Here is a 23681-nt window from a genome sequence, read left to right on the forward strand (position 1 = left end):
CTGGGCGCGTCAGCCCAGCTCGCCGCGCACCAGTTCGCCGCGCACCAGCTCCCCCAGTGCCGCGGCGCCGCGGTGGCCCATGACCACGGTGTAGTGGTTCAGGTCGTCGAGATGCACGTGCCGCACGGCCGGGTACTGGGCCAGCAGTCGCTGCAGATGCGCGGGCGGATAGAGCCCAGGGGTCTCGTTCTGCAGGCCACGGGGCACGGAGATGAACAGCGTCGACGCCGGCAGCGCGGCCAGCGCCTCCGGCAGCACGCTGCCGGTGTTCATGTCGACGACGTCGTCGCCCATGAGCTCGGCGCTCGTCGCCGACCGCATCAGATCGCCATCCGGCACCAGGTCGTAGGCGATGTACGCGTCGAGTTCGTCGCTCCAGTCCTCGACGAACGCCGGATGCCCGCGCCAGAACTCCTCGGTGTACGCACGGGCATCGGGCCAGCGGCGAGACAGCCGCTCTGCCACGGGGCCGAGGATCAGCGGCACGAGCTGGGCGGGGTCGATGCCGGCCGGCACGTCGAGCGGCAGACCGCCGTCGACCAGCACAAGGTGCTGCACGCGCGTCGGATGCCGGTACGCGAAGACCACCGCGACGAAGGCGCCCATCGAATGCCCGAGGACCGTGACGGCCGCGGCGTCCAGCGCATCCAGCACGGCTGCGAGGTCGTCGGCGTGTGCCGTCATGCCGGCCGGCCCCTGCACGGCGTTGCTCGCTCCTCGCCCGCGCAGGTCGGGGGCGATGATGCGCATGTCCGGCAGCTGCTCGACGACCAGTGGCCAGGCCAGATGGGATGCGGTCACACCGTGGATCGCGAGCACAGTCTGCGTCGATTCTCCGAGTGGTTCCCACACGCCCACGCGCAGGGCTCCCCCGGCGACGGGCACGGAGACCGTGCGGTACTCATGGGTGCTCATCGGGCGCTCCACCCGCCGTCCATCGTGTACGACGCGCCGGTGACCATCCCGGCGGCATCCGATGCCAGCCAGCCGGCCAGCGAGGCGACCTCACTCGCTTCCACGAGGCGCTTGATGGCACTCTCGGTGAGCATGACCTTCTCGATGACTTCGCTCTCCGCGATGCCGTGCGCCTTGGCCTGATCGGCGATCTGCTTCTCGACCAGTGGCGTGCGCACGTAGCCGGGGTTGATGCAGTTGCTCGTCACCCCGCGCGGCCCGCCTTCCAAGGCGGTGACCTTCGACAGACCTTCAAGGCCGTGCTTGGCGGCGACGTAGGCGGACTTGAATGCGCTGGCGCGAAGACCGTGGACGCTGGAGATGTTCACGACGCGGCCCCAGCCGCGCTCGTACATGCCGGGCAGCACGGCGCGGATCAGCAGGAACGGCGCCTCGAGCATGATGCGCTGGATCGCGCGGAAGGCGTCAGGGTCGAAATCGACGATCGGGCTGACGCGCTGGATCCCGGCGTTGTTCACCAGGATGTCCGCCTGCAGCTCGAGTGTGTCCAGCGCTGCGGTGTCGGAGAGATCGACCGCCCATGCCTCTCCGCCGAGCTCGCTCGCGACCGCCGAGGCCGCTTCGGCGTTGAGATCCGCGATCACGACGTGCGCGCCGCGACGCGCGACCTCCTCGGCGCAGGCGCGGCCGATTCCGCTCGCCCCTCCGGTGATCACCGCTCGCCGACCGGCGAGGTCCTGTTCAGTCATCGTTCTCCCCCTCCGTGGAGCGTTCGGTCGAGCCAAGAGCCTTGTCGGGCCGCAGCGCCCGGGTGATGAAGGCGGTCATGCCATCGAGCACCGCGGTGTCGATCTGCGCGGGAGGGTGACCGTCGGCATCCTTCTCCCAGAGCAGGTAGCGCATGCCGATCAGCTCGCCGGCCCCCATCAGGGCCCACGCGACGACACCGGTGTCGAGGTCGGCCGCGATCTCACCGTCACGCTGGGCGGCCGCCAGGCCCGCCCGGTATCCGTCCACGATGCGCTCGTAGTGCAGCCGGAGCATCTCGGGCGAGACGAACTCCGCCTCGCGCACGACCCGGTACAGCGCAGGATGCGCGGCGGTGAAGCGGAAGAAGCCCTCGAACCCGAGACGCTCGGCCTCGATGCGGTCGGTCGCACCGGCCATCGACTCCGACATCGAATGCCGCACGCGACTGTTGAGATCGAGCACGAGCTCGTCGAAGATCGCCTGCTTGCTGTCGAAGTACAGGTAGAAGGTGCCGAGCGCGACGCCCGCGTGCTCGGTGATCTTCACGATCGAGGCCTCGTGATATCCGAGGTCGGCGAACACCTGCTCTGCCGCCTCCAGCAGCCGCCTGCGGGTCTGCTGTCCGCGCTTCGTCAGCGGCCGGCCCGTCGCCGGCGAGACCGGCGGGTCGTCAGTGTGAGCGATCATGGGTGTCCCCCTTCAGCGCCATCCGGCGCAGTCGCACGCGGGCGACCTTCTCGATCGTGGAGCGTGGCAGCTCGGTGACGAACTCGATGCGCATCGGCAGTTTGAATGCGGCCAGCCGCTCCGCAGCGTAGGTGCGCAGCTCTTCCGCCGAGACGGGGCCTGACGCCACGACGAAGGCGACGCCGCGCTCGCCCCAGATCGGGTCCGGCACGCCGACGACGGCGCACGCCTCGACGAGCGGATGCCCGGTGAAGGCGCGCTCCACCTCGGCAGGGGCGACGTTCTCGCCGCCGGAGACGTAGATGTCCTTGAGTCGATCGACGACGCGGTGGATGCCATCGGCGTCGCGCTGCACGAGGTCGCCGGTGCGCAGCCATTCGCCGCGCATCGCCCTGGCCGTGGCCTCTGGGTCGTCGAGGTAGCCGGCGAACACGCTCGCCCCTCGGACCCACAGTTCGCCGGTGGCGGCGCCGTCCAGTTCGAGTTCGGTGTCGGGGTCGACCAGGCGCACGTCGACGCCGGGATACGGCCGCCCGACGGCACCGGGATGGTCGGCGACCAGGTCGGCGGCGAGATGCAGCACGTTGGGTCCTGCTTCGGTCAGTCCGTATCCCTGCGTGAAGGCCAGCCCTCTGGCGGCCCAGGTCTGCACCAGGTCGGCGGGGATCGTCGCGCCGCCGACGACGACGCGGCGCAACGGGGTGAGGTCGGCGGTGGGCCAGAGCGGATGCTGCTGCATCATCCGATACTGCGTCGGCACGCCCATCATCGCGGTGACCCTGCGATCGGAGACGAGCTGCAGCACGCGTCCTGGATCGAAGCCGCGCTCGAGCACCACGGTCGCGCCACGCCACCAGGCCTGCAGCGGCTGCACGTTCCACGCCGCCACGTGGTACTGCGGCAGCATCGCGAGCACCACGTCGTCGGCGGTCAGCGGCATCGCGCGGTCGAGTGCGAGGTTGTTCCAGAAGCAGTTCTCGTGCGTGAGGACGACGCCCTTGGGCGCCGCCTCGCTGCCGGAGGTGTAGATGATCAGCAGCGGGTCGTCATCGCGGGCCGGGCGCGGAGACATCGGATGCTGCGCGCGGGGCGCCTCGGCCTCGACGCCGGCCACGCCGAGCAGCGCGTGCGCATCCGGCACGCCCGCTGCCTGCTGGCCTGCGACCTCGCGTGCCGCGGCTGCGAGAGCCGCGTGCTCGTCTTCGATGAGCAGCAGGGCGGGCCGGGTGCGGATGATCAGGTCGGCGAGCTCGACAGGAGTCAGCCGCCACGACAGCGGGACGAATGCGATGCCCAGCTGCGCGCAGGCGAAGAACGCCACGATGTGATCCGTGGAGTTGCCCGAGATAGTTGCGATCCGCTGACCAGCGCCGTAGCCGGCCTCCGACAGCCGCTGCGCGAGCGCCGCCACCCGCGCAGCGAGCGTGCGGTAGTCGGTGCGCACGCCGCGGTCGTCGACGGCGACACGGTGCGGATCGGTGACGGCCCGGTCGAACAGCCACCGACCGATGGTGTGCGGGCCTGCAGCGGTGGTCATCGTGCCATCTCCGGGACGGCGTCCTGCATGTCGATGTCGTCGAGCCCAGCGACGGTCCCGCCGCGTCCACGACGACGGCGGAGCCACGAGTCGACGGTTCCGGCGATGCCGCCTGGCAGGAACATCACGACGAGGATGAACAGCACGCCGAGGATGAACAGCGGCTCCGACAGGGGCACGCGCAGCACATCAGGCAGCTGCTGGATGCCCTCGGCGCGGGCGAGCACCGTCAGACGCTGGTCGAGGATCGTGTACAGCACACCACCGAGAATGGCACCCCAGCGGAATCCGACGCCACCGAGCACCACCATCACCAGCACGGTGATCGTGAGGTCGGCGCCGACGGCGGTGGGCTGAGTGCCCGATTGCAGCAGCAGGTACGCGATGCCGGCGAGTGAGGCGCAGAGGGCCGCGATGACGAACACGATCAGCTTGGCGCGCGTCGGCTGCAGGCCGAGTACCCGCACGCGCAGGTCGTTCTCGCGTGCGGCGGCCGCGAGGTGGCCGAGCCGTGAGCGGTCGACCCACAGCACGATCAGGTAGACGATGACGACGACCGCCAGCGAGACCCAGTAAAGGTTGCGGGTGTTGACCACGCCGACGAGCCAGTCCGGGACGCCGTCGGTGTTCAGGCTGAGTCCCTCTTCGCCGCCGGTGATCGCCTGGTTGCGACGCACCAGCACCGAGCCGGCCTGCGCGAAGGCGAGGGTGACCATCGCGAACGGGATGCCATTCACTCGCATCGCGACGGCACCGGTGATCACGGCGATCACGAGGCCGCCGAGCAGCGCGGCGAAGATGCCGGGCACCAGCGGCAGCTGAGCGGCCTGAAGCACGATGCCGAGGCCGTATGCGCCTGCGCCGAAGTACAGCGCGTGCCCGAAGGACAGCATGCCGGCTGTGCCGAGCAGCAGGTTGTACGACAGCGCGAGGGCCGCGAACACCATGCACAGCGACATCAGCGCGAGCGATCCCGGCGTGTAGGTGGGGCCGGGCAGGATGCCGGGGATCTGGAGGTTCAGCAGCGGCAGGATCGCGAGCACGATGACGACGACCAGGCCGACGGCGAGCGGGATCCAGCTGCGGCGCGTGGTGGTGCGCATGTCAGGCCTTCTTTCCCATGAGACCGGCTGGGCGCACCAGCAGCACGACGGCGAGCAGGATGACGACGATGAAGTCGCCGGTGCCGCCGAGATAGGTGTTGGCGACCTGCTGCAGTACGGCGACCAGCACCGAGGCGACAGCGGCACCCGTGAGCGATCCGAGACCGCCGACGACGGTGACGATGAACGCGAAGATCAGCAGCGTCGAGCCGAGGTGCGCCGACACGTACGTCATCGCGTGCATCGCGAGCACTCCGCCGATGCCCGCGGCCGCGCCGCCGATCGCGAACACCAGCGTGAACGAGCGGCGCACGTCGATGCCAAGGGCGGTGACCATGGCGCGGTTCTCGACGCCGGCGCGGATGATCATGCCGTAGCGCGTCTTCTTCAGGAACAGCACGAGACCTGCGAGCACGAGGGCGGCGGCGACGATCAGCACCCAGTACTTGTTCGGGATGCTGGCGCCGAGCACATCGGTGGTCTGGCGCAGCCAGACGGGGCCGCGAACGTTCACCGGGTCCGTGCCCCAGATGCCCTCGAACAGTGCGATGGCGGCGAACGAGAGCCCCACGGTGACCAGCACCTGCTCGATGTGGCGTTCGTACAGCGGCCGGATGAGCAGCAGCTCGGTGAGGGCGGCGAACACCGCGCCGACGAGCGCTCCGACCAGGATCGACAGCAGGAATCCGCTCCAGCTGTCGACGCCGACCGCCTGGGCGACGGCCCAGCCGACGAAGGCGCTGAGCGTGAGGAAGGCACCGTGCGCGAAGTTCAGCACGTGCATGAGGCCGTAGATCAGGCTCAGGCCGCTGGCCACGAGGAAGTACAGCGCACCGAGCCCGAGCCCGATGATGAGGGTGAGGATCAGAGTGCTCATACGTGCTCCTCCGCACTGACGCCGAGCAGGCGCCTGGTCAGGTCGGCGTCGTCGAGGATGTCGACGGCGCGGCCGGTGTGCACGACGCGGCCACCGGCGATGACGATCGCCTGGTCTGCGAGGCGCCGGACGACGTCGAGGTTCTGCTCCACGAGCAGCATCGGCACGGTCTGCGCCGCCTCGGCGAGGGCATCCGACACTTCGGTGACGATCTTCGGCGCGAGGCCCTTCGTCGGCTCATCCACGAGGATCAGCCGATTGTCGTTGAGCAGCGCCCGCGCGACCGACACCATCTGCTGCTGACCGCCGGAGAGGGTGCCGGCACGCTGCTCGCGGCGGGCGACGAGGTCGGGGAACAGCGCATCGACGAATTCACGACGCGGGATGCGCTGACGCTCTGCGAGCGCGAGGTTCTCGGCGACGGTCAGCCCGGCGAAGACCTCGCGGTCCTCCGGCACGTAGCCGACGCCGCGCTGCACGATGCGGTGGGTGCTGAGGTTGTCGATGCGCTCGCCTTCCAGCAGCACCTCACCCTTGCGGGAGATGAGTCCGAGGATGCCGCGCAGCGTGGAGGTCTTCCCCGCGCCGTTGCGACCGAGCACCGCGGTGATGCCTGTGGCGGGCACGTCGAAGGTGACGTCCTCGACGACCTGCTGTCCGGCGATGGATGCGCGCAGGTTCCGCACCTGCAGGATGGGGGCGCTCACGCACTCGTCCCCAGGTAAGCGCTCTGCACGGTGGCGTTCTCCATGATCCGATGCGGGGTGTCGACGGCAATGATGCTGCCGAAGTACATCACGGCGACGAGGTCGACGAGTCCCATCAGCACTTCGATGTGGTGTTCGACCATCAGCACGGTGCAGCCGGTCTCGGCCTGCAGTCCTCGGATGCTGTCGACGAGCCCTGCGACGTCGCCGGAGGCGACACCGGCCATCGGCTCATCGAGCAGCACGAGGCGCGAACGGGTGGCCAGCAGCACGGCGATCTCGAGCTTGCGCTTGTCGCCGTGGCTGATGTCGCCCGCACGGGCATCCAGTCGGTGTCCGAGTCTGACGGAACGCAGCAGCTCCTCGGCGCGGATGCTGACAGCATCCGACTTCTTCGGGAAGCGCAGCAGCGAGTAACTGCCGCCCTGCGCCGCCTGCACCGCGATGCGCACGTTCTCATGCACGGTGAGCTGCGGGAACAGACTGGACGTCTGGAATGTCCTCCCCAGCCCCGCCCTGGCGCGCTGCGGCACGCTGGTGCGGGTGATGTCCACGTCGTCCATCAGGATGCGCCCGGCGGTCGGCCGGATCACACCCGAGACGGCGTTGAACAGCGTGGTCTTGCCTGCGCCGTTCGGGCCGATCACTCCGACCAGGGCTCCTGGCTCGACGGTGAGGTCGACGTCCTTCAGGATCGTCGCTCCCCCGATGTCGAGTCCGAGACCCTCGATCCGCAGCGATGCGCCGGTGGCGGGCGGGGCTGGGGTGTTCATTCGTTCTGCCTTCTGCGTGTCAGGGAGCGACGTCGGCGGCGGGGACGGTCGCGACCAGCTCGGGTGCGAACGTGTCACCGTCCGCGACGAGCTTCGCCTGGTACATGTCCTGCAGCAGCGCGTGGTCCTCGGCGCGCACCGTGTTGGTGCCCTTCGGGCCCTCGAACTCGAAGCCCTCGAGGGCCGCGACCATCGCGTCGACGTCGCCCTTCCCTTCCTTGACCGCCTGCACGAGCATGATCGCGGCGTTGAAGCCGTCGGGGCTGAACAGGTCGGGTTCGGCTCCGGCCTTCTCGAGCGCCGCGATCATGGCGGTGTTCACCTCGTTGTCCGGAGCTCCGCCGAAGTAGTGGTTCAGGAAGTTGATCTTCTCCGAGGCCACGCCGTAGGCGCCGAAGGTGGCGCTGTCGCCGAGTCCGGTCACGACGGGGATGTCATCGAGCACGCCCTGCTGGCTCATGGCCTGCCACATCGCACCGGAGGTGGCCCCGGCCCACGCCACGAACACGAGGTCGGGCTGGGCAGAGAGCACCTGCTGGGCGAAGGGGGTGAACTCGGTGACGTCCTCGGCGACGAGCACGGGCTCGACCGTGGCGCCCTTGCCACCGAGGATCGCCTCGACGGCCGCGACGTTGCCCTGGCCGAATGCGTTGTTCTGCGCGAAGACGGCGATCTTCTTGCCCTCGATGTCGTCGAGGAACGTACCGGCCGTCGCGACGTCCTGTGCGGACTGGCGTCCGGAGCGGAAGGTGTAGTCGTTGATGTCGGTGATCGCGTCTGCGGCAGCGGGGCCCGAGATGAAGAGCACCTTGTTCTGTGCGGCCTGCTCGGCCACGGCGAGCGCGACACCGGAAGAGGCGCTGCCCATCAGGATGTTCACTCCGTCGCCGATGAGCTCCTTGGCGGCGGTGACAGCGGTGTCGGGGTCACCGGCGTCGTCGCGGTTCTCGATGACGATCTTGGTGCCGTCCACCTCGCCGGTGCCGTCGGTGGCGTAGTCCAGCCCTGCCGCGAACGCGTCGAGGTACTGCTTGCCGTAGCCGGCCAGCGGGCCGGTCTCACTGGTGATCACACCGACGCGCACTTCGGAGGGACCGGCATCGCCTGCATCGCCGGCACCGGCATCAGGCTGCGGCGCACATGCCGACATGACAAGGGCCGCGGTGACGAGCACCGAGCCCAGGAGCAACTTCTTCGTAACCCGCATCTGGATGCCTCTCATCGTTGGAAGGTCGGGAACATGAAACCCGATTCAGGTATTGGAATCGTATGGGCGACAATCCCCCGCCGTCAAGTCGGCACGAATGCATGCCACGCGATATATACTGGTTGGTATGCAAAATGCGGATGCCATCGGATCGATCGTCCTCTCGGCGCACAGTCTCGCGCGCATCGCAGCGCAGGACTCCGGAAATGAGGCCCCATCCGCGCAGTGGCGTGCGCTGAGCACGCTGGCGGCGAACGGCGAGATGCGCCTCGGCGCTCTGGCCGCATCCGCCCGCACGACCCAACCGGGCATGACGCGCCTGGTCGGTGCGCTCGAGCAGGCCGGGCTGGTCTCGCGCTCCCCCGACCCTGACGATTCGAGGGCCACCCTGGTCGCCGCGACGGAGGCGGGCATCCAGGCGCTGAACGACTGGCGCACCGAGCTGCGTGACACGCTCGCTCCGCGCTTCGCCGACCTCAGCGATCAGGACTGGGCGGCACTTCACCGTGCAGCCGAGATCCTCGCCGCACACACCCAGAACACGAACAGCATCAACACGACGACAGGAGCACGCGCATGAGCGGAACACCCCAGGGATCGGTCTGGCGACAGCCCGCACAGGTATGGGCAGTCGCGTTCGCCTGTGTGGTCGCATTCATGGGCATCGGGCTCGTCGACCCGATCCTGCCCGCCATCGCCGATTCCCTGCAGGCGTCTCCCGTCGAGACCGAACTGCTGTTCACGAGCTACCTGCTCGTCACCGGTCTCGCCATGCTCGTCACCAGCTGGATCTCCAGCCGCATCGGAGCCAAGGCGACGCTGCTCGTCGGCCTCGGACTGATCGTCGTGTTCGCCCTGCTGTGCGCTCTCAGCGGCAGCGTGGACGCCGTGATCGGATTCCGCGCCGGCTGGGGCCTCGGCAACGCACTGTTCATCTCGACGGCGCTCGCGACCATCGTCGGCGCGGCCGCCGGTGGCAGCGGTGCCGCCATCGTGCTGTACGAGGCCGCGCTCGGTCTCGGCATCGCCATCGGACCGCTGCTGGGCGGATTCCTGGGTGAGATCAGCTGGCGCGGACCGTTCTTCGGCGTCGTGGTGCTCATGTCGATCGGGTTCATCGCCGTGCTGACGCTGGTGCGCGGCACAACTGAGAAGCGCGAGCCGATGCCCCTCAGCGCCCCGTTCAAGGCGCTGCGCAACCCAGCACTGGCAACCCTCGCGATCACCGCGCTGTTCTACAACATCGGCTTCTTCGTGCTGCTGGCCTTCTCGCCGTTCCCGCTGGGCTTCGGCGCGATGGGCATCGGGCTGACCTTCTTCGGCTGGGGCATCGCGCTCGCTGTGACCAGTGTCTGGGTCGCGCCTGCGCTGATGCGCCGCATCGCCCGCACGACGATCATGGCGGTGACCCTTCCGCTGCTGGCCGTGGACCTCATCGTCGCCGGTCTCGTCGTCGGCAGGCCGACGGCGCTGGTGGTCTGCATCATCGTGGGCGGTCTGCTGCTCGGCGTCATGAACACGGTGCTCACCGAGTCGGTGATGGAGGCGACCGACCTGCCCCGTTCGGTGGCGTCGTCGGCTTACTCTGCGGTGCGCTTCCTCGGCGGGGCCATGGCACCACCCGTCGCCGCCGCGCTCGCACACGCATGGGGCGACACCGTGCCGTACCTGTTCGCGGCCGCCTCCGTGCTGATCGCGGCTCTCACGATCCTGCTGCGACGACGCGTGCTGGCGCACATCGATGAGACAGATGATGATTCCGCCGAGCACGCCGAGGCTATCCTCGTGGGAGACGCCACCTGACGGCATCCGCAGAACCGCGCGAAGGAGCCCGTGACCCCCGTGACCGCAGCAGAATCCCTCCCCACCCGCAGCCGCATCGTGCATGAGCACCTCACCGCGGCCGGCATCGAGGGGCGCATCGTGGTGCTGCCGGACTCCGCCCGGACTGCCGTGCTGGCAGCGCAGGCGATCGGATGCGAGGTGGGCGCGATCGCGAACAGTCTCGTCCTGGTCGCGGACGACGAGCCGATCCTGGTGATGACCAGCGGAGCGCATCGCGTCGACTTCGCCGTACTCGCGCAGAGCATCGGAGCGGATGCTGTCGCCATGGCGCCGGCGGCCGTCGTCCGCGCCGCGACGGGGCAGGCGATCGGCGGGGTGGCGCCCATCGGGCATCCGACGCCCTTGCGCACGTACCTGGACGAGGATCTGCGGGCGTACGACGAGGTGTGGACCGCCGGCGGCACGCCGGAGACGGTCATGCCGCTCACGTTCGATCAGCTCGAGGAGCTCACGGGAGGCACGCTCATCCGCGTGGAGTGAGTCACTCCACGGCGATCTGGAAGTCCACCGGGCGACAATGCTTGCGCAGGACTGGCGATCATTCGACCATCAGGTCGTCGATCTCGAGGTCCTCGTCGAGCAGGCAGTAGATGATCAGGTCGGGGTACTCCTGCGGTGCGATGTACAACAGCGTCAATCCTCCGTCGCCGAAGACGATCACCCCGTCCAGCGCGATGTCGTTCTTGAGGGACTCCAGCGCCTCCTCGAGATCGACGTCCTCGTCGTCTTCATACGCGGCCTCGGTCAGCTCCTCGGCGACCTCACGCTCGCGCGCATCGAGGATCTCCTCTGTCAGACGCGCCAGCGCGTGCTGCACCGTCTCCTGCATCACATCGAGATCGGGCAGGTCCTCACGCTCGAACTCCGCGACCGCGTCCTCGTCATCGTCGCCGGCCTCTTCGACGTCCTCATCGTCGTCGCGCTCGAGTTCCTCATCGAACTCGTACTCCACGGTCACGCGACGACCGCCTGGAAGTTCGGCGCTAGCGGTCAGCGCACCGTCATCGTCGGTGTCGACATCATCGAGATCGATCATGGGAGCCTCCTCTCGACATGTTCTCACCGCTGTGCGCCGGAGGGAAGAGGTGGATGGCCGTAGGGTCGGCACATGAGAAGAACGCGCGGAGGCGTCGTCGACGTCGACTCCCTGGACGACTTCGATCGCCGCCTCGCGTATGGCCTCCACTCGCTGTCGGGCTGGCGCCTGCGCGACATCGACCTCACTGCTCGTCGCAAGGCGCTGCGCTCGGTCGACGTCGCCGGCGCGCTGTTCCTCGGCTGCGATCTGCTGCTCGAAGACGAGGAATCGATCCGGGCACGCGGCGCCGTGGTGTTCCCCTCCGTGCCGGACGCCCCGATCGACGCATATCGGACGACGCTGTACACCCCGCATGAGCTGTTCGCATCCGACGGCTACCTGCGCAGCCCCGACGCGCGCATCTACGGCTGGTCGCAGCGCGACAGCACCCGAGACGCGATGCTGGCCCAGTCGCTGCACGACCACAGCATCGGCATCGCGCTGGAGACCTGGGTGCGCGGCCGCACGCTGGTCGGAGTCATGGGCGGGCACAGCGCCGCGCGCGGAGAGCGCACGTACACGGACGGCGCGATGCTGGGGCGGATGCTGTCGCAGACCCACGCTGTGGCAACCGGCGGCGGCCCCGGCGCCATGGAAGCGGTGAATCTCGGCGGGTATCTGGCGACCTACGGTGATGACGCCGTCGACGAGGCAGTGCACATGCTGGCCGCCGTGCCGAGCTTCGCGCCCAGCGTCGGTGCGTGGGCGGACGCCGCCTTCGCCGTGCGCGACCGCTTCCCGCAGGGCGCCGATTCACTGGGCATCCCGACCTGGCATTACGGCCACGAGCCGCCCAACCCGTTCGCGAGCGCAATCGCGAAGTACTTCCACAACGCGCAGCGGGAGGCGATCCTGCTCGAGGTCTGCCAGGGTGGCATCATCTTCCTGCCTGGTGCCGGCGGGACCGTGCAGGAGATCTTCCAGGACGCGTGCGAGAACTACTACGCCGACGAGTCTTCGATCGCACCGATGGTGCTGGTCGGGCGCGACTACTGGACGCAGCAGCTGCCAGCGTGGCCGCTGCTGCAGGCGCTCGCGAAGGGCCGCCCGATGGAGCAGCACGTGCACCTCGTCGACACCGTGCAGGAGGCGGCGGCACTCGTGTCGAAACCGTGACCTTGAAAACCGTGACCTAATCGTGAAAGCGAAAAAGCCCCGGAATCTGGCGAGAGATTCCGAGGCTGATCCGTGCACCCCCAGGGACTTGAACCCTGAACCCATTGATTAAGAGTCAATTGCTCTGCCGATTGAGCTAGAGGTGCGTGGCCCGGGATAACCCCGACCGAGGAATTACATTACCAGTGCCCAGGGGTCGCTACAAATCGAGGTCATCCCGGGCGCGTTGCAGAGCCCTCCTGGCACATGGCGGCGGTCTATCCTGGTCACGTGACAGACTCCCCCGCCGCCACAGACTCCGCCACGGATCTCGATGCCGACCTCGCTCTGGCACTGCGTCTGGCTGACGCCGCCGACGCACAGTCATTGACGCGATTCGACGCCGCCGACCTGCAGGTTTCCCTGAAGGCGGACCGCTCGCACGTCACCGACGCCGACCTCGCGACCGAGCGCGCCATCCGCGCCCTGCTGACCGCTGAGCGTCCCCGTGACGGCATCTTCGGCGAGGAGTTCGGCGCCGAGGGCGACACGCACCGGCAGTGGATCATCGATCCGATCGACGGCACCGCGAACTTCCTGCGCGGGGTTCCGCTGTGGGGCACGATGATCGCGCTGGCCATCGACGGCGTCCCGCAGATCGGTGTCGTCAGCATGCCAGCGCTCGGGCGGCGCTGGTGGGCCGCATCCGATCGCGGAGCATGGACCGCGACGCCGGCCGGCACGCGTCGCCTCGGCGTCTCGAGCGTTGATTCACTCGAGGATGCGAGCGTGAGCTTCCAGAGCATCGCGCAGTGGTCGGATGCCGGAAAGCTGCCCGAGCTGATGGCCGTGGCCGACACGGTCTGGCGCGACCGCGCGTATGGCGACGTGTACAGCTACATGCTGCTGGCGGAGGGCCGGATCGACATGGTCGCCGAGTTCGACGTCAAGGAGTACGACATCGCGGCGGCCGTGCCGATCGTGCGCGAAGCGGGGGGACGCATGACGGCGTTCGACGGCAGGGACACCCTCTCCGACCTGTCTGCGCTGGCGACCAATGGCCTGCTGCACGAGAAGTTCCTGACCCTGTTCCGCGACGTGCAGCGCTCCTGAGCGCCGCACGCACCCCTTCCTCCCCATGAGTCATATGAGAACCCGATATCCGCTCGCCGTCGGCGTGCTGCTGACGGCGCTGGCCCTGGCCTCCTGTGCCCCCGCCGCGGCCCCTCAGTCGTCGCCGACGGCCCCAGCCGCTGCACCGTCGACGCCACCGCCCGCGACCGTCACATCGGCCCCAGAGGACGAGACCGCGCCCGAGCCCGGCGCGGCGCCCACGTGCGACACGATCATCTCCCCCGGGACGGTCGACGCACTGAAGTCACAGGGCTGGACGTCGATGCAGGAGGAGTTCCGCATCGGCGAGACGGTCGTCGACGACGGCCTGATGTGCATGTGGGCGGACTTCAGCACGGCATCGGATCACGGCCAGATGTATGCCTGGGGTCCGATCAGCGAGGCGACCGCCGACACGGCGATGGCCGGTCTGCAGCGCGACGGATGGCTGCTGTCGCAGGACGGCGATCGCACGTACTTCACCGAGGATCCGGCATACGCGATCGCAACCGACGCCGACGGATTCGGGATGACCTACGAATTCGGCGACGGCTGGGTGAAGTTCGCCGACACGAAGCAGGGCCTGCTGCTCATCGAGTGGCAGGGCTGACAGCCCCGCGAGCAGGCGAGGTGGCGCCGCCGCAGGACGGCGCCACGAGGCTCACTGCTGGTTCTGGTTCCAGTTGTCGCTGCGCTTGGTGGCCGAGCCGCGCTGACGCATGACGTAGGCCATCGCAAGGCTGACCAGAAGGATGCCCGCCGTGAAGGCGTAGCCCTGACCGGTCGGCAGCGAGTGCGAGATCCCGAACAGGTAGAACCCGCCAAGGAACAGAACGATGAACACGATGAAATCGACCACGTCGAAGCCCTTCCAGGTCGTCGGATAACCTCTCCAGCTTAGTCTTCCCGCGCCGTGGTCCGGTGCCGCCGCACGACAGCGTCGGCGGCGCTATGTTGGACGGTATGCCGATGAGGATGCCGTGGTCGTGACCAGCGCCCGCTCCGCCCGTCGTGGCCGTCCTGGCCATGACCGCGAGGATGTGATCCGCGTGGGCGTCGAGCTGTTCAACGAGCAGGGATACGACGCCACATCCGTGTCGGACCTGACCAATCGGCTCGGCGTGACGAAATCCGCCCTGTACCACCACGTCGATTCCAAGGCGCAGATCCTCGAGATCGCGCTGGAGGACGCGCTGGGCGGGCTCGAAGACGCGTTGGATGCCGCGCTGCGGCGCGCCACGCCGGCCGAGCGACTGACGGCGATCGTCGAGGGCGCCGTGAGCGTGCTGACAGCACGGCAGCCCCAGGTGACGCTGCTGCTGCGACTGCGGGGGAACAGCGACGTCGAGGTGGCAGCACTCGAGCGCCGCCGCAACTTCGACCACACCGTGACAGGGCTCGTTCGCGAAGCGCAGTCCGAAGGGCTCGTGCGCGCCGATCTGGATGCCGGTGTCGCCACACGCCTGATCTTCGGCATGATCAACTCGCTGGTCGAGTGGTATCGGCCGGACGGTCCCGTCGACCCGGAGCTGCTGGGCCGGGAAGTGCTCGCGGTGGCCCTGGACGGGCTGCGCCCGCGGGACTGACGCGCTTTCGACGGCCTGTCGCTCACACCGGTACGGACGCGTCAGCGCCGCGGGCGGCCGGCAGCCAGCATCCGATCCGCCTGCTCGCAGATCCTCTCGGCCTCGCCGGGGTCGGCGATGGCGGCGTACAGGCGACGTTCGCGGGGCGCTCCTGACAGGCCGAGCGGCCCGCGGGGCGCGAAGAAGTGGCCCGAGTCGTCAGAGGCGAGCGCCGCGAGGGCCGGCTCTGCGGCCCGCGCGGGTGAGTTGCCCACAGCCCCGACGATCCGCGCCACGGAGCTGGGCGCCCCGGTGCGCATGTCCGCCGCGATGCCGGTGGCCGGAACCACCCCGGGGTGACACAGATTCACGCGCACGCCGAGCCCCTCTTCGTCGCAGCGCCGCGCAAGGGCGACGCCGTAGAGCCCGAGGGCGCGCTTCGAAGCCGCATACGCCCGCAGCGGTCGATACCGGCGCTCGGACTGGAGGTCATCGAGCCGTCCGCGGGCGGCGGCGAGGCTGAGCTGGATGGCGATGTGCGCGCGGCCGGCGCACAGCAGCGGCAGGAGCGCCGCGGTCAGTGCGACATGTGCGAGAAAGTTCGTCTGGAAGTGCAGCTCGAAGCCGTCCTCGGTGACATGACGCTCAGTGTCCCCCAGCATCACGACGCCGGCATTCAGCACGAGCAGCCCGATCGGCTCGCCGCGCTCCAGCATCCGCTCGGCGAACGCCGAAACTGATGACAGCCTGGCGAGGTCGACATCTGCGATCTCGACCTGCGCAGCGGAGTGGGATCGTCGGATGCTGTCGCGTGCAGCTTTCCCGCGCCGACGGTCCCGGACGGGAAGGATGAGGTTCGCGCCCTCACCTGCGAGCACCCGCGCGATCTCGAGCCCGATGCCACTGCTGGCGCCAGTCACGAGCGCGCACCGATCCGTCCACATGACCGCCATCGCTCCCCCTCGTGCGACCGACCCAGAACCCGCAATCTATCGGAGAGCGACAACGAAAAGAACCCCGGCCTCCGCATGAACATGCGAGGCCGGGGCTCTCTCCTGTGACAGCGGTTGGTGGAGCTGGGGGGAATCGAACCCCCGTCCGACGCTGTTAATCCACGTCTTCTCCGGGCGCAGTCTATGAAAGCGTTCTACTCGGCTCCGACCTTTGTCACAGACACCTAAGTCGACAAGCCCAGCCTGGGAAGAGTCCCACGTGACGTCCAGACGCCATCACGCAGCAAGATCCCTAGATGACGCCAGGGTCCGTATCGGGATCACATACGGTCTGACGGACTATCGGGCTCGCTTATGCAGCGAGGGCGAAGTCGTTGCGCTTGGATTCGGCAACTATGGTTTTGCAGGGAGCGTTCACGAGATAACCCTGCATCCTCGGCCCGCTTCTCGTCGATACACAGGCGCCGTCGAAACCGATCAGCCCCGTGGACCTTCTTGCGAAGGAGCCGCTGTCACACTGTGGAATTACCAGACAGATGCCGAAGCACCCGAGCATCACAGGTTACAACGGATCCGGCCTCGACGCTATTCCGCGCCGGCGACAGCATCAGTGCTGGGACATCTCGACGAGCAGGCTCCCGACCACGATGAAGCCGATGCCGACGATCATCCGACGGGTCAGAGGGTCCTTCCACAGCACGCGCGCCATGACCGCGATCAGGACGATGCCGATGGCCGTCCACAGCCCGTAGGCGACGCCGACCGGCATGCCCGTCTCGAGAGTGATGCCGAGGAAGGTGAAGGCGAGCACGTAGCTGATGACCACGGGGATGAGCCATACCCGCTTGCGGAAGCCGTCACTCGCGCGCAGCGACAGCGTCCCGGTGACCTCGAAGCCGATCGCGAGGAGCAGCCATACCCAGCTCACGTCAGAGCCTCGTCATCGTCGGTTCGACGCGGATGCGAGCCCGTCTCGACCAGGATGACTCCCACGATGATGATGGCAATGCCGATCAGCGCACCGGCGCTGATCGTCTCCGCGAAGATCGTCGTGCCCAGCAGCGCGACGAGAGCGACGCCGACCGCTCCCCAGATGCCGTACGCGACCCCGATCGGCAGGCCGGCACGCAGGGTCAGCCCGACGAGGGTGAACGCTGCCGCATAGGCGACGGCCACCGGCACCACCCATACCGGGTGATCGACGGCCGCGCGCAGCATGATCGTGCCTGAGACCTCGGCGATGATCGCGCCGGCCAGCAACACCCATTTCTTCACGGGCGGTCCCTTTCTGACATGGCGCTGCGGGTTCAGCTGCGGTTCGCCACGCCGAGTTTAGTGCTCCGCGTGGTCCTCGATGTCATCTCGGTGTCGTACAGTCACAGCCATGAGCGAAGTCATCATCACCGTCCGCGGCGAGCACGAGCTGCGCATCGCGCCCGAGCGCGCCACGCTGCACCTGTCGGTCGCCTTCGACGGTTCCGTCCGGGAGAAGGTCGTCGAGCGCACTCTCACCCTGGCTGCACCCGTCCGAGACGGAATCGCCTCCCGCGAGAACAGCGGCAGCATCACGGAGTGGACCAGTCAGCGCATGAACGTCTACGCCGAACGTCCGTGGAACAACGAGGGCAAGCGACTCGCCCCGGTGTATCGGGCGAGCATCGACTTCACCGCCACGTTCTCCGACATCTCCGAGATGTCGGTGTGGGTCACCGAGCTCTCGGTCGCCGAAGGCGTGAACGTCGGGCATGTCGACTGGCATCTCACCCCCGAGACCGAGCGCGAGGTCGAACGTGAAGTGGCCACCCAGGCCGTCGGCGTCGCGGTCTCCCGTGCCCGCGCCTACGCCGAGGCCCTCGGTCTGCAGAGCATCACGCCCCTCGAGATCGCCGACCGCGGCCTCATCTCCGAGGGCGGCGCCCCGATGCCGAAGGCGATGATGCGCGGAGCGGTGATGGCGATGGATGCTGCCGGTGCGCCGCCGATGGAGTTCCAGGGCGAGGAGATCACGGTGTCGGCGACCGTCGAGGGGCGCTTCTCAGCGAGCTGAGACGACGTCTCGGATGCCGGTGCGCGCGGCTCCCCGGCATCCGAGACGACTCAGGAGATTGCGAAAGGCGCCAGTTCGGCGGCCAGGCGCTCGGAGACGTGCGCGTGCACGGACGTTCCGGTCTCCTGATGCTCGGCCGAGAGCAGGACGCCCGTCTCGTGCACGGCGGCGACCAGATCGCCACGGTCGTACGGCACCAGAGCCCGCACCTCGACCGCCGGCAGCGGCAGCATCCGCTCGATCGTCGCGCGCAGCTCTTCGATGCCCTCGCCGGTGCGGGACGACACGAAGTGCGCGCCGGGCGCGAGCCCGCGCAGCACCAATCGGTCGTCCTCGCCGACGAGGTCGGCCTTGTTGAAGACGATGATCTCGGGGATCTCGCGACCGCCGACATCGCCAATCACGTCGCGCACGGTCTGCAGCTGCGCCGCAGGGTCGGGGTGCGAACCGTCGACGACGTGCACGAGCAGGTCGGCCTGGCCGACCTCCTCCAGCGTCGAGCGGAATGCCTCCACCAGCTGATGCGGCAGGTTGCGCACGAAACCGACCGTGTCGGTGAGCGTGAACACCCGGCCGTCTGCGGTCTCCGCGCGGCGCACCGTGGCATCCAGCGTCGCGAACAGGGCGTTCTCGACGAGCACACCGGCACTCGTCAGCGCGTTGAGCAGACTCGACTTGCCGGCGTTGGTGTACCCGGCGATCGCGACCGACGGGATCGTGTTGCGCTTGCGCTCGGCGCGCTTGGCGTCACGCGCCGGCGCGAAGTCGCGGATCTGCTTGCGCAGCATCGCCATCCGGGTGCGTATGCGACGGCGGTCCAGCTCGATCTTCGTCTCACCAGGACCGCGCGAGCCCATGCCGGCGCCGCCGGCGCCCACCTGGCCACCGGCCTGACGACTCATCGACTCGCCCCAGCCGCGCAGACGCGGCAGCAGATACTCGAGCTGTGCGAGTTCGACCTGCGCCTTGCCTTCGCGGCTCTTGGCATGCTGACTGAAGATGTCGAGGATCACGGTGGTGCGGTCGATGACCTTCACCTTGACGACATCCTCGAGTGCGCGCCGCTGGCTCGAGGCCAGCTCGGTGTCGGCGATGACGGTGTCAGCGCCGACCGCGGCGACGATGTCCTTGAGCTCCTGCGCCTTGCCGCGGCCGAGATAGGTCGCGGGATCCGGGTGCGGGCGCCTCTGCAGCAGACCGTCGAGCACGACCGCGCCTGCGGTCTCGGCGAGGGCGGCGAGCTCGCGCAGCGAGTTCTCGGCGTCATCCTGCGCACCCTGGGGGTAGACACCGACGAGGACGACGTTCTCGAGCCGCAGCTGCCGGTACTCGACCTCGGTGACGTCCTCGAGTTCGGTGGACAGGCCGACGACGCGGCGCAGTGCGTGCCGGTCATCAAGGTCCCATTGCGCGCCGTCAGCGTCGGTGTGCGTCGCGGTCGACGCGTCCTGCAGCGCTTGCGCGGCGCCGAACACCCTCGGCTCCACACGCTGCTCGGCGTTCGCCAGCACGCGATCGACAGCGTCCGCGGTGGTGTCGTGTGTGGTGTTCTCGTTGTTGGTGTTCGTCATTCGGTGCTGAACTGTGCCTCTCTGAAAAAACTGGGCCACTCTGGAATGGCGCCTTAACCTTAGCCCGCCTCGTCCGGTACGCTCACTGCATGGCGTCCGACCATTACTTCAGTGCGGCCCCGGCGAGTGCCGAGAACTTCCGGACGATCCACGTGAACCTCGCGGGACAGGATCTCGAACTGACCACCGCAGGCGGCGTGTTCAGTCCCGACCGTCTCGATGCCGGCACCTCGGTGCTCTTCGCCAATATGCCGCCTCTGCCGCCAGGTGGCGACTTTCTCGATCTCGGATGCGGGTGGGGACCGATCAGTCTCACAATGGCCCTCTCCGCACCCCACGCGACCGTCTGGGCGGTCGACGTCAACGAGCGAGCACTGGATCTCACGCGCCGCAACGCTGCCGCTCTCGGCCTCACCAATGTCAACGCCGTGCTGCCGGACGATGTTCCCGATGACGTGATGTTCCGCACGATCCGCTCGAACCCGCCGATCAGGGTCGGCAAGAGCGAGCTGCACGACATGCTGGAGCGCTGGATCCCGCGCCTCGACGAGCGCAGCGACGCCTGGATGGTCGTGCAGCGCAACCTCGGCTCGGATTCGCTGCAGCGCTGGCTCGCGACGACCTTCTCACCTGGCTACAGCGTGCATCGCGCTGCCACGGGCAAGGGATACCGCGTGCTGAAGGTGCGCAGGCACGGCAACCCGCCGACCGGTCCGGTCGAAGTCGCCGAGTAGGCCCTGCGGTCGCCTAAGGGGCCGAGAAGTCCGTCCGGTTCAGACCAGGTCGATCTCGCCGCGATAGACCAGCTGCGCGGGACCGGAGAGCCCCACGTGCTCACCGTCCTCGGTGGGGAACATCCGCACGCCGAGCACCCCGCCAGGCACCTCGACGCGCCACTCGTTCGGAGCGCTCTTGCCCGCCCAGTGACGGACGGCCAGCGCCGACGCCGCAGCACCAGTGCCGCAGCTGAGGGTCTCACCGACGCCGCGCTCGTGCACGCGCATGCGCACGTGTCCGACGCCATCGCGCACGAGCGGTTCGCCCGGCACGACGAACTCGACGTTCGCGCCGCCGATGGGCGCCGGCTCGAGCAGCGGTGATGGATTCAGGTCGAGTCCGTCGAGTTCCTCATCGGATGCCAGTGCCACCACCACATGGGGGTTGCCGACGTCGATGCCAAGGCCCGGTCGCGCGACCGAGAGCCCGGCGGCACGAGCGAGCGGCTCACCGCCGGCGAGATGCCAGCGGCCGAGATCGACCTGGTAGCCCGTCTGGCTGCGCAGCACGTCGCGCACTCCGGCGCGCGTGCCGATGGGCAGCGTGGAACCGGGCTCGAGCGTCGCGAGCCCGGATCGCAGCAGGTAGTGCACGAAGACGCGGATGCCGTTTCCGCACATCTCGGCAGGAGAGCCGTCGGAGTTGCGGTAGTCCATGAACCACTCGGCGCCCGGCTCCTCGGCCAGCGCCGCGGCCCCTTCATCGATGGCCTTCGAGCGCACGACTCTCAGCACCCCATCAGCGCCCACCCCGAAGTTGCGGTCACAGACGGCCTGCACCTGGGCTGCGGTGAGATCGAGCTCGCCGTCGACGTCTTCGATGATGACGAAGTCGTTGCCGGTGCCGTGCCCTTTGGTGAATGCGACCATGAGCACCAGTCTAGGGACGATATGGGCTCCTGACGCGCGCGGGCTAGTCGAGCGGCATCGCCTGCAGCACTTCCATGTTGTCTCGGGTCCGCGCGATGATCTCGACGTCGCCGGAAGGCTCAAGACCGATGAAGTAGGAGTCTCCGAGGATGCCCGATTCGGGAATCCTGCCGAACAGCTGCGTGGCTGCGCGAGACAGGTCCCCTTCCACGCCGGTCAGGTCGCCATCGGCGCCGCGCGCGAGCCCACCCGAGACGCGCACGTCGACACGCTGCTGCTCCGCGACAGGGACGACGGCGACGAGCACATCGCGCAGCACGTCCTCCGGGACGGTGGGGTCATCGAGATCGTCGTCCGGCGCGATCGTGACCCAGACGTGCAGGTTGCACGCCCCTTCACAGGATCGATCCACGCCGGTTTCGGCCTGCAACAGCCATGCGCCGTCCTGCGTGTCGACGTCATCGAGCGCGTCCTGGATATCGGGGAGCGCGTCCTCGATATCGCTGTAGCTCGCACCGGAGGGGTCGTCGAACGGCGAACGCCCATCGGCGAGCGGAATGACGAAGCATCCCGACAGGGTCAGTGCGGCCAGGAGCGCAACGGCGGCTGCGCCGGCGCGCCTCGGCCAGCGCAGAGCGGTGCGCGCGGCCTTCGGTGCCATGTCGCCCAGTCTTCCATCACCGCAGACGCCCGCCGCACGCAGGGCTCAGAGCGCGCCGAGCACCTTGTATCGGCCGCACATGAAGTTGCGGTTGCGCGCGACGTCCAGCATCTCGAGATCAAGAGCGCGTGGCAGCACAGGCGCACCAGAGCCGAGCGTCACCGGCGCGTACTGGATCCACACCTCGTCGATCAGTCCGGCGTCGGCGAACTGTCCGACGAGCTCTCCCCCGCCGACGATCCACAGATCCTTTCCGTCGGCCGCTGCGGTCATCTCGGCGTGCACCTCGTGCACATCTGCCTGGGTGAGGCGCACGTCAGCCCCCTCGGGCAGGTCGAGATCGCGGTGCGAGAAGATCCAGGCCGGCAGCGTGTAGCCCCAGCCGTCTTCGTCGTTCGCCATGATCCACTCGAAGGTGTGCGCCCCCATCGCGATCGCCCCGAGGCCGGCGCGGAAGCCCGAGTATGCCATCGGACCGTCTTCGTCGATGTCCTGCTTGAGCAGCCAGTCCAGCGAATGATCCGCTGTCGCGATGAACCCGTCAAGGCTGGATGCAGTGTAGTAGTGCGTGACCATGCATTCATGATGCGCCCCACCACCGACATCGTGCCCGACCACCGACGGCGAACAGGTGATCAGCGCAGCAGCGATCCGGCCTCGGCCGCGCCGGACTCGAGCCACTCGAGCTCGGGATAGCGCTTGAACCACGACACCTGGCGGCGCGCGTAGCGCCGGGTCAAAGCCTGAGTCTCGGCGATGGCATCCGACTCGCTCTTCTCGCCGCGCAGTTGCGCGAGCGCCTGAGCGTAGCCGATCGCACGCGACGCGGTGACGCCCCGCTCGATGCCGAGGTCGCGGAGCGCCTCGACCTCATCGAGCATGCCCTGCTGCCACATCCGCTCGACGCGGCGATCCAGGCGCTCGACGAGCACGTCGCGCGGCGTGTGCAGGCCGACGAGCCGGGTCGCCGGATGCCACAGCTCGGGTCTCTCGGGCAGTGCCGCGCCGTGCGTCTCCCCGCCCTGCTCGAGCACCTCGAGGGCCCGGACGATGCGGCGCTCATTATTGGGGTCGATCCGCGCGGCCGTGTCTGGATCCTTCTCGCGGAGTCGCTCGAGCAGTGCGCCCGCACCGAGTGCGGCGAGCTCGGCCTCAAGACGAGCGCGAACGCCGGCGTCTCTTGGCGGGAAGCGGAAGTCGAAGACGACGCTGGAGACATACAGTCCCGACCCGCCCACCAGGATCGCGTCTCCCCCGCGAGCGTGGATCTCGCCGATGGCGGCGCGCGCGAGCGGCTGATACCACGCGACAGCCGCCTCTTCGGTGACCTCGCGCACGTCGAAGAGGTGGTGCGGGATGCCGCGGCGCTCATCCACCGTCAGCTTGGCGGTTCCGATGTCCATGCCGCGATACAGCTGCATCGCGTCCGCGTTGACGATCTCGGCCTGGTTGCCCTGCGCGCGCAGGGCGTCGGCGAGGTCGAGCGCGAGATCGCTCTTGCCTGTTCCGGTGGCACCGACCACTGCCCAGAGTCGCTGCGTCATGGCATCC

The 23681-nt window shown here is 68.4% G+C and carries 28 protein-coding genes, 1 tRNA gene and 1 other RNA gene; 9 read left to right on the forward strand and 21 right to left on the reverse strand.

Annotated elements, in window-relative coordinates:
- Positions 1-9 precede the first annotated feature (9 nt).
- The 9 genes from MNR00_RS09850 to MNR00_RS09890 are packed head-to-tail and all read right to left on the reverse strand — an operon-like array spanning position 10 to position 8556.
- Positions 10-915, reverse strand: a complete 906-nt coding sequence (locus MNR00_RS09850; RefSeq protein ID WP_241925757.1) for an alpha/beta hydrolase — start codon at positions 913-915, stop codon at positions 10-12.
- Entirely contained in the window at positions 912-1664 is a 753-nt protein-coding gene (locus MNR00_RS09855; RefSeq protein WP_241925758.1) for a 3-hydroxybutyrate dehydrogenase, read from the reverse strand. The genes MNR00_RS09850 and MNR00_RS09855 overlap by 4 nt, the downstream gene beginning before the upstream one ends.
- The gene (locus tag MNR00_RS09860) at positions 1657-2352 is read right to left on the reverse strand and encodes a TetR/AcrR family transcriptional regulator (RefSeq protein ID WP_241925759.1); all 696 of its coding nucleotides are present in this window, start codon (positions 2350-2352) and stop codon (positions 1657-1659) included. Before MNR00_RS09860 ends, MNR00_RS09855 begins: the two co-directional genes overlap by 8 nt.
- Positions 2336-3889 carry an AMP-binding protein gene (locus MNR00_RS09865; protein ID WP_241925760.1) on the reverse strand — a complete coding sequence of 518 codons (1554 nt, stop codon included), beginning with the start codon at positions 3887-3889 and terminating at the stop codon, positions 2336-2338. The genes MNR00_RS09860 and MNR00_RS09865 overlap by 17 nt, the downstream gene beginning before the upstream one ends.
- Complete coding sequence (locus MNR00_RS09870) at positions 3886-4992, reverse strand: branched-chain amino acid ABC transporter permease (RefSeq protein ID WP_241925761.1); 1107 nt, start codon at positions 4990-4992, stop codon at positions 3886-3888. Before MNR00_RS09870 ends, MNR00_RS09865 begins: the two co-directional genes overlap by 4 nt.
- 1 nt (position 4993) lies before the next feature.
- Complete coding sequence (locus tag MNR00_RS09875; protein ID WP_241925762.1) at positions 4994-5869, reverse strand: branched-chain amino acid ABC transporter permease; 876 nt, start codon at positions 5867-5869, stop codon at positions 4994-4996.
- A complete protein-coding gene (locus MNR00_RS09880) occupies positions 5866-6576 on the reverse strand; it encodes an ABC transporter ATP-binding protein (RefSeq protein ID WP_241925763.1) in 711 nt (236 codons plus the stop codon). Before MNR00_RS09880 ends, MNR00_RS09875 begins: the two co-directional genes overlap by 4 nt.
- On the reverse strand, positions 6573-7349 hold the full coding sequence (locus tag MNR00_RS09885) for an ABC transporter ATP-binding protein (protein ID WP_241925764.1): 777 nt from the start codon (positions 7347-7349) through the stop codon (positions 6573-6575). The genes MNR00_RS09880 and MNR00_RS09885 overlap by 4 nt, the downstream gene beginning before the upstream one ends.
- Positions 7350-7368: 19 nt before the next feature.
- Entirely contained in the window at positions 7369-8556 is a 1188-nt protein-coding gene (locus MNR00_RS09890; protein ID WP_241928815.1) for a substrate-binding domain-containing protein, read from the reverse strand.
- 127 nt (positions 8557-8683) lie between these two features.
- Between MNR00_RS09890 and MNR00_RS09895 the strand changes: the two genes are divergently transcribed.
- The 3 genes from MNR00_RS09895 to MNR00_RS09905 are packed head-to-tail and all read left to right on the forward strand — an operon-like array spanning position 8684 to position 10881.
- Positions 8684-9136, forward strand: a complete 453-nt coding sequence (locus tag MNR00_RS09895) for a MarR family transcriptional regulator (RefSeq protein ID WP_241925765.1) — start codon at positions 8684-8686, stop codon at positions 9134-9136.
- Positions 9133-10359, forward strand: a complete 1227-nt coding sequence (locus tag MNR00_RS09900) for an MFS transporter (protein ID WP_241925766.1) — start codon at positions 9133-9135, stop codon at positions 10357-10359. The genes MNR00_RS09895 and MNR00_RS09900 overlap by 4 nt, the downstream gene beginning before the upstream one ends.
- 30 nt (positions 10360-10389) lie before the next feature.
- A complete protein-coding gene (locus MNR00_RS09905; RefSeq protein ID WP_241925767.1) occupies positions 10390-10881 on the forward strand; it encodes a YbaK/EbsC family protein in 492 nt (163 codons plus the stop codon).
- A 58-nt stretch (positions 10882-10939) separates the two neighbouring features.
- Here MNR00_RS09905 and MNR00_RS09910 read toward each other — a convergent pair whose 3' ends face one another.
- Entirely contained in the window at positions 10940-11437 is a 498-nt protein-coding gene (locus tag MNR00_RS09910; protein ID WP_241925768.1) for a hypothetical protein, read from the reverse strand.
- A gap of 72 nt (positions 11438-11509) precedes the next feature.
- Here MNR00_RS09910 and MNR00_RS09915 point away from each other — a divergent pair, with 72 nt between their 5' ends.
- Entirely contained in the window at positions 11510-12595 is a 1086-nt protein-coding gene (locus tag MNR00_RS09915; RefSeq protein ID WP_241925769.1) for an LOG family protein, read from the forward strand.
- 73 nt (positions 12596-12668) lie between these two features.
- Here the strand turns inward: MNR00_RS09915 and MNR00_RS09920 are convergent.
- Positions 12669-12741: transfer RNA gene (locus MNR00_RS09920), tRNA-Lys, on the reverse strand.
- Between the two features lie 124 nt (positions 12742-12865).
- On the opposite strand from MNR00_RS09920, the gene MNR00_RS09925 reads away from it, so the two are divergent.
- Positions 12866-13687 (forward strand): inositol monophosphatase family protein, encoded by an 822-nt coding sequence (locus MNR00_RS09925; RefSeq protein WP_241925770.1) that lies wholly within the window; start codon positions 12866-12868, stop codon positions 13685-13687.
- A 34-nt stretch (positions 13688-13721) separates the two neighbouring features.
- A complete protein-coding gene (locus MNR00_RS09930; protein ID WP_241925771.1) occupies positions 13722-14297 on the forward strand; it encodes a hypothetical protein in 576 nt (191 codons plus the stop codon).
- A gap of 51 nt (positions 14298-14348) precedes the next feature.
- Here MNR00_RS09930 and MNR00_RS09935 read toward each other — a convergent pair whose 3' ends face one another.
- Positions 14349-14546, reverse strand: a complete 198-nt coding sequence (locus MNR00_RS09935) for a hypothetical protein (RefSeq protein WP_241925772.1) — start codon at positions 14544-14546, stop codon at positions 14349-14351.
- Between the two features lie 127 nt (positions 14547-14673).
- Between MNR00_RS09935 and MNR00_RS09940 the strand changes: the two genes are divergently transcribed.
- Positions 14674-15273, forward strand: coding sequence for a TetR/AcrR family transcriptional regulator (locus MNR00_RS09940; RefSeq protein WP_241925773.1), 600 nt, complete (start codon positions 14674-14676; stop codon positions 15271-15273).
- 41 nt (positions 15274-15314) lie between these two features.
- Here the strand turns inward: MNR00_RS09940 and MNR00_RS09945 are convergent, their stop codons facing one another.
- From MNR00_RS09945 to MNR00_RS09965, 4 genes are all read right to left on the reverse strand, one after another.
- Positions 15315-16205 (reverse strand): SDR family NAD(P)-dependent oxidoreductase, encoded by an 891-nt coding sequence (locus tag MNR00_RS09945; protein ID WP_347271909.1) that lies wholly within the window; start codon positions 16203-16205, stop codon positions 15315-15317.
- 115 nt (positions 16206-16320) lie between these two features.
- Positions 16321-16690: a transfer-messenger RNA gene (ssrA, locus tag MNR00_RS09955) on the reverse strand.
- Positions 16691-16812: 122 nt separating this feature from the next.
- On the reverse strand, positions 16813-17133 hold the full coding sequence (locus MNR00_RS09960; RefSeq protein ID WP_241925774.1) for a multidrug efflux SMR transporter: 321 nt from the start codon (positions 17131-17133) through the stop codon (positions 16813-16815).
- Positions 17130-17480, reverse strand: coding sequence for an SMR family transporter (locus MNR00_RS09965; protein WP_241925775.1), 351 nt, complete (start codon positions 17478-17480; stop codon positions 17130-17132). The genes MNR00_RS09960 and MNR00_RS09965 overlap by 4 nt, the downstream gene beginning before the upstream one ends.
- 109 nt (positions 17481-17589) lie before the next feature.
- Here MNR00_RS09965 and MNR00_RS09970 point away from each other — a divergent pair, with 109 nt between their 5' ends.
- Positions 17590-18252: an SIMPL domain-containing protein gene (locus MNR00_RS09970; RefSeq protein WP_241925776.1), complete on the forward strand. Its 663-nt coding sequence runs from the start codon at positions 17590-17592 to the stop codon at positions 18250-18252.
- A gap of 50 nt (positions 18253-18302) precedes the next feature.
- On the opposite strand, the gene hflX is transcribed toward MNR00_RS09970, so the two are convergent.
- Positions 18303-19823, reverse strand: coding sequence for a GTPase HflX (gene hflX, locus MNR00_RS09975; RefSeq protein WP_241925777.1), 1521 nt, complete (start codon positions 19821-19823; stop codon positions 18303-18305).
- A gap of 89 nt (positions 19824-19912) precedes the next feature.
- On the opposite strand from hflX, the gene MNR00_RS09980 reads away from it, so the two are divergent.
- Positions 19913-20557 (forward strand): methyltransferase, encoded by a 645-nt coding sequence (locus MNR00_RS09980; protein ID WP_241925778.1) that lies wholly within the window; start codon positions 19913-19915, stop codon positions 20555-20557.
- A gap of 39 nt (positions 20558-20596) precedes the next feature.
- On the opposite strand, the gene dapF is transcribed toward MNR00_RS09980, so the two are convergent.
- Genes dapF through miaA form a run of 4 tightly spaced genes read right to left on the reverse strand, consistent with a single transcriptional unit; the run spans position 20597 to position 23674 of the window.
- The gene (gene dapF, locus MNR00_RS09985) at positions 20597-21475 is read right to left on the reverse strand and encodes a diaminopimelate epimerase (protein ID WP_241925779.1); all 879 of its coding nucleotides are present in this window, start codon (positions 21473-21475) and stop codon (positions 20597-20599) included.
- 37 nt (positions 21476-21512) lie between these two features.
- Positions 21513-22130: a hypothetical protein gene (locus MNR00_RS09990; protein ID WP_241925780.1), complete on the reverse strand. Its 618-nt coding sequence runs from the start codon at positions 22128-22130 to the stop codon at positions 21513-21515.
- A 45-nt stretch (positions 22131-22175) separates the two neighbouring features.
- Positions 22176-22706, reverse strand: coding sequence for a dihydrofolate reductase family protein (locus MNR00_RS09995; RefSeq protein WP_241925781.1), 531 nt, complete (start codon positions 22704-22706; stop codon positions 22176-22178).
- A 59-nt stretch (positions 22707-22765) separates the two neighbouring features.
- Positions 22766-23674, reverse strand: coding sequence for a tRNA (adenosine(37)-N6)-dimethylallyltransferase MiaA (gene miaA, locus MNR00_RS10000; protein WP_241925782.1), 909 nt, complete (start codon positions 23672-23674; stop codon positions 22766-22768).
- Positions 23675-23681: the final 7 nt, after the last annotated feature.

Source organism: Microbacterium sp. H1-D42 (assembly GCF_022637555.1).
In the GTDB taxonomy this organism is placed as follows: Bacteria; Actinomycetota; Actinomycetes; order Actinomycetales; family Microbacteriaceae; genus Microbacterium.